The sequence below is a fragment of the Spirosoma utsteinense genome (assembly GCF_014282275.1).
In the GTDB taxonomy this organism is placed as follows: Bacteria; Bacteroidota; Bacteroidia; order Cytophagales; family Spirosomataceae; genus Spirosoma; species Spirosoma utsteinense.
The window spans coordinates 1-13,367 of the sequence record NZ_VFIA01000027.1; the positions used below are offsets into that span (position 1 = coordinate 1).

At 52.9% G+C, this 13,367-nt stretch carries 11 protein-coding genes; 6 read left to right on the plus strand and 5 right to left on the minus strand.

The window, feature by feature from the left end:
* Positions 1–417 precede the first annotated feature (417 nt).
* From FH603_RS19165 to FH603_RS19185, 5 genes are all read right to left on the minus strand, one after another.
* On the minus strand, positions 418–2,784 hold the full coding sequence (locus tag FH603_RS19165; protein ID WP_186739313.1) for a TonB-dependent receptor: 2,367 nt from the start codon (positions 2,782–2,784) through the stop codon (positions 418–420).
* 199 nt (positions 2,785–2,983) lie between these two features.
* Entirely contained in the window at positions 2,984–4,879 is a 1,896-nt protein-coding gene (locus FH603_RS19170; RefSeq protein ID WP_186739314.1) for an STN domain-containing protein, read from the minus strand.
* A 77-nt stretch (positions 4,880–4,956) separates the two neighbouring features.
* Positions 4,957–6,000, minus strand: coding sequence for a FecR family protein (locus FH603_RS19175; protein ID WP_186739315.1), 1,044 nt, complete (start codon positions 5,998–6,000; stop codon positions 4,957–4,959).
* On the minus strand, positions 5,997–6,578 hold the full coding sequence (locus FH603_RS19180) for an RNA polymerase sigma-70 factor (protein WP_186739316.1): 582 nt from the start codon (positions 6,576–6,578) through the stop codon (positions 5,997–5,999). The genes FH603_RS19175 and FH603_RS19180 overlap by 4 nt, the downstream gene beginning before the upstream one ends.
* A 190-nt stretch (positions 6,579–6,768) precedes the next feature.
* Complete coding sequence (locus FH603_RS19185; protein ID WP_186739317.1) at positions 6,769–7,182, minus strand: helix-turn-helix domain-containing protein; 414 nt, start codon at positions 7,180–7,182, stop codon at positions 6,769–6,771.
* A gap of 261 nt (positions 7,183–7,443) precedes the next feature.
* On the opposite strand from FH603_RS19185, the gene FH603_RS19190 reads away from it, so the two are divergent.
* The 6 genes from FH603_RS19190 (at position 7,444) to FH603_RS19215 (ending at position 13,347) form a co-directional block, all read left to right on the plus strand.
* Complete coding sequence (locus FH603_RS19190; RefSeq protein WP_235985254.1) at positions 7,444–8,136, plus strand: ClpP family protease; 693 nt, start codon at positions 7,444–7,446, stop codon at positions 8,134–8,136.
* Between the two features lie 314 nt (positions 8,137–8,450).
* Positions 8,451–9,683, plus strand: coding sequence for an ATP-dependent Clp protease ATP-binding subunit ClpX (gene clpX / locus FH603_RS19195; RefSeq protein ID WP_186739318.1), 1,233 nt, complete (start codon positions 8,451–8,453; stop codon positions 9,681–9,683).
* 217 nt (positions 9,684–9,900) lie between these two features.
* Positions 9,901–10,482 carry a hypothetical protein gene (locus tag FH603_RS19200; protein ID WP_186739319.1) on the plus strand — a complete coding sequence of 194 codons (582 nt, stop codon included), beginning with the start codon at positions 9,901–9,903 and terminating at the stop codon, positions 10,480–10,482.
* Between the two features lie 188 nt (positions 10,483–10,670).
* Entirely contained in the window at positions 10,671–11,306 is a 636-nt protein-coding gene (locus tag FH603_RS19205) for a hypothetical protein (RefSeq protein ID WP_186739320.1), read from the plus strand.
* Between the two features lie 16 nt (positions 11,307–11,322).
* On the plus strand, positions 11,323–12,051 hold the full coding sequence (locus tag FH603_RS19210) for an alpha/beta fold hydrolase (protein ID WP_186739321.1): 729 nt from the start codon (positions 11,323–11,325) through the stop codon (positions 12,049–12,051).
* Positions 12,052–12,213: 162 nt separating this feature from the next.
* The gene (locus FH603_RS19215) at positions 12,214–13,347 is read left to right on the plus strand and encodes an aspartate aminotransferase family protein (RefSeq protein WP_186739322.1); all 1,134 of its coding nucleotides are present in this window, start codon (positions 12,214–12,216) and stop codon (positions 13,345–13,347) included.
* The last annotated feature ends 20 nt before the right edge of the window (positions 13,348–13,367 follow it).

Genomic DNA, 13,367 nt, shown 5'->3' on the forward strand with positions numbered 1-13,367 from the left:
TACGAACCCACAAGGTCACATTGTACGAATCAGCGATAGGAATCTGCGCGGGTTTATGGAACTTCTATTTAGTTAACTAGCTCATAGTCACCATCACAACAAGTCTATTGATTAGAAGGTAGTTTTAAGTAGGACTATTTTCTTGGTCGTACGCAATTAGTAGGCCAGTTTTATCTATAGGTCAACATGTATTGTGTTATAATATGATCTCACCCCAGTTTAATCCTATAACAGGCTTACCGTTAACCGTTAAGGTTTCAATATCGTCCAAAATTTAGATTTTACAAGGGCATATTCAGTGTGTCTGGCAGGAGATTTTAGCCTTGCTTTATATAAACTGCAAAAAAAGACCAACGGACACGCCCGTTGTAAACTGGACCTGTCCGTTGGTATATTAAAAAAAGAAATCCGTTCTGTCTAGAAGGCTACGCGGTAACTCAACACAGGCAGCAGGCCCGTCTGATAACTGGTCCGGGTGGTGCCGGTCTGTAGGTCGAAATAGCGGCCGAAGACGTTCTGACGGTTGGTTACATTTTGAACATCGAGCGAGACAGTGCGGGTCGATCGGGGGCGGTTTCCTTTCCAGCTGAACCGAACATCGGTGCGGAAATAATCGGGTAGCTGACCGGTGTAGGCCAGGTTATCGTACTGAACCGTTTCACCTCGCTCCTGCGAAGCTGCCAGATCGATGGGTGTGTCGCGGTAGCCGCCATAATAGGTCAGTTTAACGTTCAGGCCAATGGTGCTGTTCCTGAACAGGCCATGATCCCCTGTTATGATCTCCTTGCCAGCCAGGAAGCTGGTTGCATGGCGTCCGTCGAAACGGCTGCTCCGCCAGACCTGATCCGATCCACGGTATTCCGACCGGTACAGCGACGACGACAGCAGGAAATACACGTTGTTGTGCAGAAACTGCTCCAGGGTTAGTTCCAGCCCATAATTACGCCCGGTGCCGCTGTTCACCAACCGTTTTGTGGTCAACCCATCGAGGTAATTAATGAGCGCAAACGAATCGGCCGTGTCGGCACTAACGGGAATGTTGAACAGCGACTGGTAATAGGTTTCCGCTTTCAGCCGTAGGTTGTCGGCCAGCCGTCGGTCGTAAGCCAGCACGATATGGTGGGCACGGGTGAAACCGAGATTCCGGTTCGACGACTGCATCGCATCGCCAGCCGGTCGACGGGCAAACAGTACTGCCGGGTTCTGCGTCTGGCTGTGGAGGCCATACCCCAGGCTTAGCGACTGCCCCGACTGGAACGTCCAGCGTACCGACCCTCGGGGTTCAAGGGCCTGCGTGCCGTTCAGGAACAGGCGCAGATAGTGCAGGCCAGCGTTGAGCGTTAGTTGCTCCGAGACCCGGTAATTCCATTGGCCAAAGGCTTGCAGCGTCTGGGTACCCTGACCAGGAACCCGCAGGGTCGTGAGCACCTGCCGCTGTTGGGCATCCCATTCGTTGCGCGACAACTCATAACCGATCCCGGCACCGATCAGGCCCGTCCGAAACGTGTGCCGAACGGTTGGTTTATACGTCATCGTGCTGGATAGGGTAATTCTGCGGATCGTGTATTGCTCCCGGTAGCGTAATTCGGGCGCGTAATCTTCCGTGAGGTAATCGCTCTGGTAGTTGTTCTGGTAGCCTGATCCGGATACGATCGTTTTAAGAAATGCCCGTCGTCCGATATTGACTGAATGCGTCAGGCCGATGGCTCCGGTATTCGCCAGAAACCGTTCGTTATAGCGGTCGAACGTATTGACCCAGACTGTTGAGTCGCGTACGGCATCGGTATGTTGGCTACTCAATCCGCCGAACCCGAACAGGGTAAACGTCCCCGTTTTGGCCGTTGGCAAATAGATATTGAACGAAAAGTCCTGAAAGGTTGTGACGCCTGTCCCAATGTTAAGGCCAATCCGGCTCAGTATACCCAGTGTCGAGTAGCGATAGTTGAACAGATACGAGCCTTTGTACCCCTTGCTGAATGGTCCTTCACTCGACACATCGATGCCAAGTACGCCCGCCTGTATGGTATGTTCTGCCTTTTGATTGTTGCCCCGGCGCAGGCGAAGGTCGAACACGCCCGACAGTGCGTTTCCGTATTCGGCCGGGAAAGCACCGGTCATGAAGTCAGAATTGGCCAGGAGCTGGGCACTCAGGATCGAGATGCCGCCGGAGGCCGTACCAACGTTAGCGAAGTGGTTGGGATTGGGTATTTCGACGCCCTCCATGCGCCAGAGGAGACCATTGGGGGTGTTTCCCCGAATGACGATGGTGTTGTTACCGTCACTGGCACCGACAACACCGGCATAAGCCGTGGCCATACGGGCAGGATCGTTGACGGCTGCCGCAAAGCGCTGTGTCTCTTCGACCGAAAACGTTCGTGCCGATACGGTTGACATTTCATTCAGGGGTTTGTCCTTTTCAACGGTTGGCTTGACGGTTACTTCAGCCAGCTGCCCCACAGTTTCTTCAAGCGCAATGGTCAGGACCAGTTCCTTGCCCGCATCGACCACGATGTTGGACAGCAGTGCGTCTTTGTAACCCACAAACGAGATCCTGAGCGTTTGCCGCCCCACCCGAACGCCCGATAGTCGGAACGATCCGTCGGTTTCGGTCATGGTTCCCTGAGCTGGGCTGGTGTTTATGAGCAGGACCGTTGCGCCGGGGATGGGTGTTTGCAGACTTTGGTCGACCACCGTCCCACGAACCGTTTGGGTAAGCGGTTGAGACAGCGCCGTGGTGGCTACAAAAAGAACTGGGAGCAGGGCTGAACAGGAGGAGATTCGCATAGCGTTTGTGAATTGTTTGCGCTATGACCGCTTCGACTCCCATGGCCCCTATGCAGCTTTTGATTTTATTTGCCTGTATTTGAGAATTATAGCGTCAATGTGCGATAAGCCTTAAGGATTCGCCCAATGCCTGAATCCCCGTAGGGATTGTCCCTACGGGGTCAGCTTATTTTAGGGTTAACATCATACTGAACTGCTATTACAACCTCACCCGCAGCCCCGCCTGCCAGCCGAGCCAGCCCGACCATTCGTCGAGGTCATTATCTGGTCCATTCGGTGTTGTGATGAGGGCGGGAAGCGTCACCCTGGCCAGTGGGTTACTGACTGGGTTGTCCGAGTAATAGCCGTTTAGAGCAGGTCCGAACGATAAGCCGAAATGAGAGCCGAACTGCTTTGTAACCAGGGGCGTAAGGCGCAGTAGCAGATTCAGGTTCCGGACACCTTCACCGGTGCGGTTGAGCTGATGGGCACTACCTTCCAGCGCCAATGACCAGCCCCGGCGTTCGGCGGTGGCGGTACCGAGGCCGTAGCCGTAACTCCAGATGTTTGTATTTGGGTTGATACCTGCCGTAAACAGATTATAAAACGAGCGGACACCGGTGCGGAACGTGGCGTTCAGCGTTGTTACTTCATTGGCCGATCCTTCCAGACTTCTATATCCGTTTTTATGGACATAACTCAGGAAGCCAACAGGCGCGCGTTCCGACGATCGGGCAATGTTGATAAACCCAACTTGCCGCCCACGGACTACATCCTGAGCTATGTTTATAAACCCGCTCACCTGCCAGCCTGAAAGCTGTCCGCGCATGATATTCGTAAACCCGGCCAGTTGAAGGCCCCGTACGTCTCCTCCGTTGACATTGGCAAAGCCTGCCGCCTGGATGCCCTGCATCGTTTTCAGATTGGCGTTGAGAAACCCTGCCATCTGAAGGCCTTTCACTTCACCCGCAACCGTATTCAGAAAGCCGGCCATTTGCAGGCCGTGGGTGTTTCCGGCCACCGTGTTCAGGAAACCAGCCAGCTGCACGGGGCCAACATTCCCCCGGTTCATATTAAAAAAGCCGGCCATCTGAAGGCCATTGGTGTTGCCACCAACCAAATTACCGAAGCCTGCCGCCTGGAGTCCCTGAACGTCCTGGCGAACCAGATTTAAAAACCCACCCAGTTCCATCTTTCGAACGCCCAGCGAATAGCCCATCAGGGCGTTTATCGAGTAATCGTTGATGATTCGCCCACCCAACATGCCGTTGGTACCGATGCCCGGTACCAACGAAAACTGCCAGGTCCGGTACAGGGTGTCGCGGTCAAGGTTGATGTCGGTAATCAGTTGTTTGGTCGATAGTGCCCAGCGGCCAATGGTTTGGCGGCTTCGGTCCAGAAACGACGCGGGCATGGCAACGACGCTGGAATCGGCGGAGGCAAACACGACCTGACGGTCGGTTAAGACCGATAGCGTCGTTGAGTCAACGGGGAGGGGGCGGGTGTCCAGTGGGTTAACGGTGGCCGGATAGGCGGAGGGGCGGCTGTTCGCTGCCGTCAGGTAAATATTCTGAGGCTGCGACTGGCGCGACTGGATCGAAAGCGACTGACTCAGGTAGTCCTGCCGCCGGACTTCAAGCCGGATCAGAGAAAGGCCTGCGGGTAGTTTGAGCCGGTAATAGCCGTACTCATTCGAGGTGGCCGACCGTAGCGACGTTCGTTCGAATATACTTACGGCCCTGATTCGGTCGCTTGTCTGCCCATCAATGACATAGCCATCCAGGATGAAATCTTTGGGTTGTTCGGGGTCGTCGGCGCGGAGCAGGATGACGTGGTTGCCCCGCGAACGGAGCCGGACGCTGCCGCCGAATAACTGCCCCAGCACCTCCCGGACCGGTCGGTTTACAGCCCGCAGGGTAACAGGTCGGGCCTGGTTCAGAATCGCCGGGTTATAGGAAAAGCTGAATTTCCCCACCTGGCTGATGGTGGCCAATGCCTGGCTGAGCGATTCGTTACGCAGGGTAAGTGAGATGAGCCGTTCGAGGGGAGGAACCGACTGTGCCTGTAATGTGTCCGACAGAAAGAATAACAGAATGAGTAATCGAATGGAGGTCATAGCGAATAAACGAGTTTGTCCAATGACCACTAAGTTGCATCTTACCCCTACGCCGGACATAAACAGGCCCTTCCCGATCATACTCCGCAGCCTGCGCCTGTCAGCACATAGGCATCCCCTTCGCGTTTAATAGTCAGCGACAGCGTTTCGCTCACAACGGCCAACACAACGTCGATAGATTCAGCGCCAAAATCGGCGGTCAGGCGGCACCGCCCGACCGCAGGATTATCAAGCCGGATAGTCGTGCCATATACCTCGCGCAGGGTTTGAACGACCTCTGCCAGGGATGTATTGGTGAATGATAACCGCCCGGTCTGGTAGGCCAGCCGGTTTGCATCGAGCGGTACCGTCCGGCGGATGGTGTCAACTGGGTCAAGATACGTAGCCTGTTGATTGGGCATCAAAACCACCGCCTGTCGAGGGGTCGATAGCTGCACACGCCCCGTTCGTACCGCTACCTGTATGCTATCGCCCAGCGCCCTCACGTTGAATGACGTTCCCAGTACGCGCACCACCGCCCTGCCCGCCCGCACCCGAAACGGATGCCGCGCGTCGTGCGCAACCTCAAAAAAAGCTTCACCCGTTAGGGCGATATCGCGACTGCTGTCGGCGAAGGTAGCCGGGTAAGTCAGGCGGCTATTGCGGTTAAGCAGCACCTCCGATCCGTCGGGTAGCGTTAGCCGGCGGGTTGTCGTCGTAGTGGCTGCCGATAGGAGCGGGGTCTGTTGCAACGATTCGGTGGAGCGCGTCAGCCGCCAAACCGATACCCCCGCCAGTAGGGCCAGCGTAAGCATGGCCGCCATCCGGCTGTAAACGACCCAACGGCTGCGTTTGGGACCAGCAGAGTCCAGCGGTCGAATAACTGGGTTGGCTGGGGATTCGGCTGCGCCGTTCATTTTCGAACGAACCCGTTGCCAGGCCGCGTCGGTATTGATGCTGGCTGGACGGCCCAATGCTTCTGCCGTTGTCCAGATGCGGGAGAACCGGTCGAACTCGCGTTGATTGGCAGGGTTGGTAAGCCAGCGACGAACCCGGTCGGTCTCTGTTAGCGAGGCTTCACCCGCCAGGAATTTGCCCAGCAGTGCGTCGTCGATTGGAAGTTGCGATTCGGTTGCCATCATGCCCCGACCCCCCAGGCCAGTAAAAGTAAAAGTGGTAAATAATCGCTCAGTTCGGTTCGAAGAATACGAAGTGCCTTGCCAATCTGGTTTTCAACCGTCTTGGCAGCTATACCCAGGCGGTCTGCAATTTCTTTGTACGATAGTTCATCGAATCGGCTCAGCTCGAACACGCGCCGACATTGTTCGGGCAGTTGACCAATGGCCTTGTGCAGGCGGCTATTCAGCTCATCGGCCAGCAGGGATTGAGTCGGACTACCGGCGTCGGCGTAGAGTTCGGTAGCGGCCTGTTCGCGGTGGCCTGCCTGAACGGATTGCTGGTTGAGCCGGTTCAGGCAGCGGTTGTGCGCGGCACGATATAAATAAGCCTTCAGCGAAGTGGTTATAAGCAGTGAGTCGCGCCGTTCCCAGATCGTCAGGAAAACGCTTTGAACAATTTCCTCTGCTTCGTCGGCATCCCCCATAATAGGTGTTGCATAGCGGCATAGCGGAGCATAGTACTGACGAAATACGGATTCGAACACCGCTTCGTTGCCGATGCGGATAGCGCCGATCAGGGATTCGTCCGGATTCGTCTGCACAAAAGGAGCCGTTGTCGTCAGTGGATGTGGGTGTTTTCGGTGACTTTTAACTAAGACCACCGAAACGCAGTGTACCCCTATGCAAAGATGAAAAAAAATAGTCACCCTCACCCACAGACCGTATCGTCATCGATTAACCGGCCGGACAGTAGCCCGGTGCTGCCGATTCGGTCACTACACCTGGCGCTGGTTAAAAACCGATACGCTCCCGGCTTTGGGTCATACCAATAGAGCGGGCTAGTTCCAGCGCGATACGGTCGTCGTACCGGCGTTTGTAGAACTCGGCTTCGAGCCGGAGTTTTTCCAGCTCGACCTGCTGCTTCTCCACCGTTAACCGGAGCGTTTCCAGTTCGTGATTCAGCTGATCAACAGGTTGGCTATCGATAACCTGGGCGGGGATGGCCTCATCGGTTAGCAGCGTGACGGGCGAGACGTCGAGAACCGTAGCGATTTGCGATAGACGGGAGAGCGTAAGGTCGGTTTTGCCACGTTCGATGTCGCCATAAGCCGTTGTCGACAAGCTGAGTAAATCGGCCATATTCTCCTGCGACAGGCCGCGCTGGAGCCGTTGCAGACGGATCCGTTCGGGAAGGGAATGTTTCATATCAAGTGATACCGATAAATTCTAAACACAGACTGACAGGGTTTTTCGGTTGGATAACGCAATTTTGCATCGTTCGGTGCGAGTTTTTGATCGGTGCCCGGCGCTACAATCGGCAGTTATAGTCTTACCGAACGTACAAAATTTTCTGTACAGACTACCTTTCCTTTGTGTTCTCACTGAAATTTCGGTGTTTGTGGCCTGAAAAAAACCGAAACTTACACCGCCTAATCATCGTTTTAAAACCAAAGCGTAAACCAAGATATGAATCTCCAGAACGAATTCCGCAAGTTTGCCGTGCAACATATGGGTCTTAACGGCCTTACCGTCGATGGCTACGTTACCCACACGATCAACAACCAGCATACCGTTGAAAATATGACCCGTTCGGTCATTGAAGAACGTCCAATGAATTTCCGTGAAGTCGACGTGTTTTCGCGTCTGATGGCTGACCGGATCATTTTCATGGGCTTACCTGTCGACGATAACATTGCCAATATCATCGTCGCTCAACTCCTGTTTCTGGAGTCGGCCGATCCCAAGAAAGATATTCTGATGTACCTGAACAGCCCCGGCGGATCCGTATATGCGGGTTTGGGTATTTATGACACCATGCAATACGTACGGCCCGATGTAGCTACTGTCTGCACAAGCCTGGCCGCATCGATGGGTGCTGTATTGCTGGCCGGTGGTGCGGCTGGCAAGCGCTCGGCCCTGCCTCATGCCCGGGTTATGATCCACCAGCCATCGGGTGGTGCCCAGGGCCAGTCGGTCGATATGGAAATCACCGTTCGGGAAATCGTTAAGCTCCGTCAGGAACTGTACGAAATTCTGGCTAATCACACAGGGCAGACGGTTGAACAGATCGAACTCGATTCGAACCGTGACAACTGGATGCGGGCTGAAGAAGCAAAAGCTTATGGCCTGATCGATGAAGTACTGCGCCGGGAAAAATAGTAGCTGGTTTTTACGGAATACCCTGAAACGCGAAGGTGCTTTGAGCGCCTTCGCGTTTTTAGTGCAGAAGCCTCAGGCTACAGGTTCTATGAGGGTTATTTAGTTAATCTGTCTGTTAACTAGGAGTTTGCTGGTCTGCCAACCGAATGATAAATTTGTAATCGACCACTGCCTGAGTCACAGCCGGTTTATAATTTTATAGCCGTCTATTGTTAACAAAGCCCGTAAAATTATCGTTTACTAACTTTGGTTACTACGCTCTGTAAATGAATGTGTTAACCAACTTAAACTACCTATTTACTCTGCAACCATTCATGCCACAAATCAGTTGCTCGTTCTGCGGAAGGCGTAAAAACGAGGTGATGCTACTTTTATCAGGTATTGACGCGCATATCTGTAATTACTGCATCGAACAGGGCCACCAGGTGGTTCTGGAAGAAATGCGCCCGCGAAAAAGTGAGCCTACCGAGATAAAGATAAATCTTATCAAGCCCATCGATATGAAGCGTCACCTCGATCAATACGTGATCGGGCAGGACGACGCCAAAAAATCGATTACGGTGGCGGTTTACAATCACTACAAACGATTGATGCAGACCAAAACCGATGATGATGTAACGATTGAAAAGTCGAATATCATTATGGTAGGCGAAACAGGTACCGGTAAAACGTATCTGGCCCGGTCTATCGCTAAAATTCTCGAAGTACCCTTTTGTATTGCCGATGCGACGGTTATCACCGAAGCTGGGTATGTGGGCGAAGATGTCGAAACAATCCTGACCCGGCTGCTGCAGGCCGCCGACTACAACGTCGAGGCTGCTGAACGCGGGATCGTTTACATCGATGAGATCGATAAGATTGCCCGTAAGTCCGACAACCCGAGTATTACGCGCGACGTTAGCGGGGAGGGCGTTCAGCAGGCGTTGTTGAAACTGCTCGAAGGATCGGTTGTGAACGTGCCCCCCCAGGGTGGTCGGAAGCATCCTGACCAGCGCCTGATTTCGATCAATACCGAGAACATCCTTTTCATTTGCGGGGGTGCTTTCGATGGTATCGAGCGCCACATTACGAAGCGTATCAACACGCGCCCTATCGGGTTCTCGGGTGGTCGTCAGTTGAACGACACGCTCGAAAAGGATCACCTGATGCGCTATATTTCCGCCCTTGACCTGAAATCGTTTGGGTTAATTCCTGAGCTGATTGGCCGCTTGCCTGTGCTAACCCACCTCGAAGCCCTGGATCGCGATGCGCTGATGCGAATACTGACCGAACCCAAGAACGCCATTACCAAACAGTATGACAAACTGTTTCAGATGGAAGGCGTAACACTGATCTGGGATGAGAGTGCGCTGAACTACATTGTCGATCAGGCGCTTCAATACGGGCTGGGTGCGCGCGGACTTCGGTCTATCTGCGAGTCGATCATTACCGATGCCATGTTCGAAGTGCCTTCTCAGAGCAGTCTCAAGGAGCTAACGATCAGCCTGGAGTATGCTCGTGAAAAATTCGGAAAAACGGCTGCGTATGAACTTCGCTCGGCGGCCTAGACAGCCCTTTTGTTCGTTTCTTACGGGTTTGTACCAACCCATTAGTTGACGCCATGACAGGCTGATCAGCCTTTTTTGTAGAACGACCGGCCCCCAAAAGCCGGTCGTTTTGTTTTCCACTGACTCCTATTTTTGAACTGAAACTTAACAAACCTCTTACTACTAAGTTGGTATATTGATAATGAATTTGTTACCTCAAATTAATTCGCTTTTCGTCATGAAGAAAATTACCTGCCAGTTTCTATTTATTGCTCTTGTATCAACGCTTATGGCGGCCTGTAGTCGCCCCGTCGCTTACCTTCAAAAAAGCCCCCGCGAAACAGTTGCCAGGGCTATGTCTCCAACAGCCGTAACACAAGTAGCCGTAACCGAAGCTGTGACGCCGGGTCCTGCTGAGGTGGCTGCTCCCGCTACCTTGTCTGTACCGATGGCTATAGATCAGGTTGATGCACTGGTTCGTAACGATAGTAAACTAGCGGCTGATAAAACAGTACAGAAACGGTTGAACAGGGTTAGAACGCTGTTGGCCACATCGGATCAGGTAGATAAATCAGCGTCAGCCCATACCGCACGTCCGGCAAGCTTTACCGAACGAATGGTGATCAAGAAGCTCGATAAACAGATTACAAAGAAATTTTCTCCCCAGAAGCCAACAATTAATTCAGGGACGCTGGCAACGGGTGCCGTGCTGGTTATCATTGGTTTGCTGTTAATGGTGCTGACCTCAGGCACCGCTGCAACAATTGGCTTAGTTGCCTTAGTTATAGGCGTAATAGCGTTGCTGCTGGGGTTGCTATAGCCACCTATGGTGCCAAAGTTGAACAGCAAAACGGTTCGTCAGATGTTTCTCTGACGAACCGTTTTGTTTGTCCAGCCCTATACGTTCGCTCAGATTTCACTACTATTTTCATTTATCGGATAACAATACAATAGGTAGCCTGTTGTGTGGATGTTAACTCAATGTCTTACTATAAAAAACAATTACCTATGAGCAGTACATTCACCAAACACATTTATGCCGCCCTGATGGGTGTAGCCGTTCTTTCATCCTGCAGCCGCCCGGTCGCTTATTTTCAACGTGGACCTGTTCAACACTACAACACACCTGCAACAGAAGCCGTAGCTGTGGCGGTTACTCCAGCCGAAGTTGCTCAGCCAGCTGAAGCGGTAGCTGTTGCACCCGTGGCCGTTGAAACTGCTGCTGTTGCTGTAGCCGCTCCTGCTCCGAAAGAACAGATTGCGCAGGCGAAAGCGACCATGTCGCAGGTTGAAGCGTACGTTCGCAATGACAGCAAACTGGCAACCGACAAGAAGCTGAATAAGCGGATGGACCGGGTAAAGAACATGCTGGCATCGGCCGAAGCTAAAACCGCTCTGGCGCAGAACACCACAACCACGACCAAGAAAGCGAATCTGCTGGAGCGTATGGCTACCAAAAAGATCGACAAGCAGATCAAACATAAACTGTCGCCCGAACGGACGATGGCCAAGTCGTTGCTGACAATTGGTTTGATCGTTGGTATTGCAGGTCTGCTTCTGATTATTCTGAATGCAGCGGCTCCTTTGGGCGTCATTGCGCTGATCGTGGGTCTTGCCTTGATCCTGGTCGACCTCTTACGCTAATAAAAGCAACTAACTGATGAGTGATTCATTCACCATCGTTTTGATTCACGGACACGGCGTAGATGCTTCCATTTGGGATGGCATCTACGCCGGTCTGGTATCAGACGGTACCGTTCTAAGACCTGATTTTTCGCGTATCGCAAATCTGACGACCATAGAGGAGTACACCAAAAACCTGTACGACCAGCTACAGGCCGCTGGTAGCCGGAAGGTCGTTCTGATTGGCCATTCGATGGGTGGCTATATGGCGCTGTCCTTTGCCGAACGACACCCGGAGATGGTCCACGGCCTTTGCCTGTTCCATTCTACAGCTTATGCCGATGATGAAAAGAAAAAGGTGCAGCGGCAACAAATTATAAATGCACTAAGCCTGAATGGGAGCCGACCGTTTCTGGAAACGGCCATTACCAATATGTTCGCGCCTGACAATCGGGAGGGGATGAAAGCAACCAGGCAGGAACTGATCGACCGGTACAGCACGTTGCCCAGCGACGCTTTACAGTCAGGAATACGGGCCATTATGTCACGTCCCGACCGGACCCATGTGCTTCAAACGGCCCCATTTCCGGTCCTGATCGTGGCGGGTCGGCATGACCAGCTGGTATCCATGGAAAAGAGCCGGCAGCTGGCCGATTCGCTGCCCAAAGCACAACTGACGGTGCTCGAAACATCTGGACATCTGGGTATGATCGAACAGCCCGACGAAGCACTGGCCATACTAAACTCGTTTGTAGCCCGCTTGTAATTCCTTATTGTATGGACAGGAGAGGAGGCTGTGTAGCTTCCTTTTTGTGTTTAGCCCCCGTTTTCGACGGATTATCCGTAAACTTGCAGCCGTTTATACTACCCGATGAGTGACTGAGTTCAATCTATTCGGTCAGCTTATTTCTCTTTTTTCTTTGCATCCATGGCCAATCTTTTTGACGTTTATCCGCTCTACGATATTGAACCTGTTCGGGCGCAGGGTAGCTACCTTTGGGATGTCGATGGCACCCGTTACCTCGATCTGTACGGTGGTCATGCCGTCATATCAGTTGGTCATACGCATCCTCGCTATGTGCAGGCGTTGACCGATCAGCTTCATAAGATTTCGTTTTATTCCAACTCTGTCCGGATTCCGCTCCAGCAGGAACTGGCCGATAAGCTGGGCGCTCTCTCAGGTCACCCGGATTATGCGCTGTTTTTGTGCAATTCTGGCGCTGAAGCGAACGAGAATGCGCTTAAGCTTGCCTCGTTTCATAACGGTCGCACCAAAGTTGTTGCGTTCACAAAATCTTTCCACGGACGTACGGCGGGTGCGGTTGCGGCTACCGATAACCTGTCTATCGTAGCCCCTATCAACTACAATCAGCACGTTCAGTTCCTGCCGTTCAATGATGTCGATGCTGCTTTAACGGGTATCACCAACGAGACCTGCGCCGTCATTATTGAAGGTATTCAGGGTGTAGGCGGTATTCATGTGGCAACCGATTCGTTTTTGCAGGCGCTGCGTCAGCGATGCGACGAAACCGGCGCGGTGCTGATCCTGGATGGGGTTCAGTGCGGCTACGGGCGGTCGGGTAGGTTCTTCTCCCACCAGTTCAGTGGGATCGAAGCCGATATTATTTCTATGGCGAAAGGCATGGGCAACGGTTTCCCCATCGGTGGTATCCTGATTTCGCCCAAATTCAAATCCAGCTACGGCTTGCTTGGTACTACGTTCGGTGGTAATCATCTGGCCTGTACGGCCGCCATTGCAGTGCTCGACATCATGAAGGACGAAGGCCTGATTGAGAACGCTACCCGGATGGGCACCTATTTCATGGATGGTATCCGGCAGATCGGGGGCTATAAAGATCTGCGTGGCCGGGGCCTTATGATCGGAATAGAATATGACTTTCCGGTCGATGCGCTGCGTAAGTCGCTGTTGTTTACGCACAAGCAGTTTACCGGCGTAGCGGGCAAGCATACCATCCGGTTGCTGCCTTCGCTGGCTATTGGTGTCGACGAAGCGGACAAGTTTCTGGAAGCATTGAGTAAAGAGGTCAAACAGGTAGTTTAATAGCAGAACCCGTAACGTAT

Coding starts and splice junctions, on each gene's coding strand:
- FH603_RS19210 (WP_186739321.1), top strand. CDS start 11,323: ATGAGTGATTCATTCACCATCGTTTTGATTCACGGACACGGCGTAGAT.
- FH603_RS19190 (WP_235985254.1), top strand. CDS start 7,444: ATGAATCTCCAGAACGAATTCCGCAAGTTTGCCGTGCAACATATGGGT.
- FH603_RS19215 (WP_186739322.1), top strand. CDS start 12,214: ATGGCCAATCTTTTTGACGTTTATCCGCTCTACGATATTGAACCTGTT.
- FH603_RS19175 (WP_186739315.1), bottom strand. CDS start 6,000: ATGATGGCAACCGAATCGCAACTTCCAATCGACGACGCACTGCTGGGC.
- FH603_RS19170 (WP_186739314.1), bottom strand. CDS start 4,879: ATGACCTCCATTCGATTACTCATTCTGTTATTCTTTCTGTCGGACACA.
- clpX (WP_186739318.1), top strand. CDS start 8,451: ATGCCACAAATCAGTTGCTCGTTCTGCGGAAGGCGTAAAAACGAGGTG.
- FH603_RS19200 (WP_186739319.1), top strand. CDS start 9,901: ATGAAGAAAATTACCTGCCAGTTTCTATTTATTGCTCTTGTATCAACG.
- FH603_RS19165 (WP_186739313.1), bottom strand. CDS start 2,784: ATGCGAATCTCCTCCTGTTCAGCCCTGCTCCCAGTTCTTTTTGTAGCC.
- FH603_RS19185 (WP_186739317.1), bottom strand. CDS start 7,182: ATGAAACATTCCCTTCCCGAACGGATCCGTCTGCAACGGCTCCAGCGC.
- FH603_RS19205 (WP_186739320.1), top strand. CDS start 10,671: ATGAGCAGTACATTCACCAAACACATTTATGCCGCCCTGATGGGTGTA.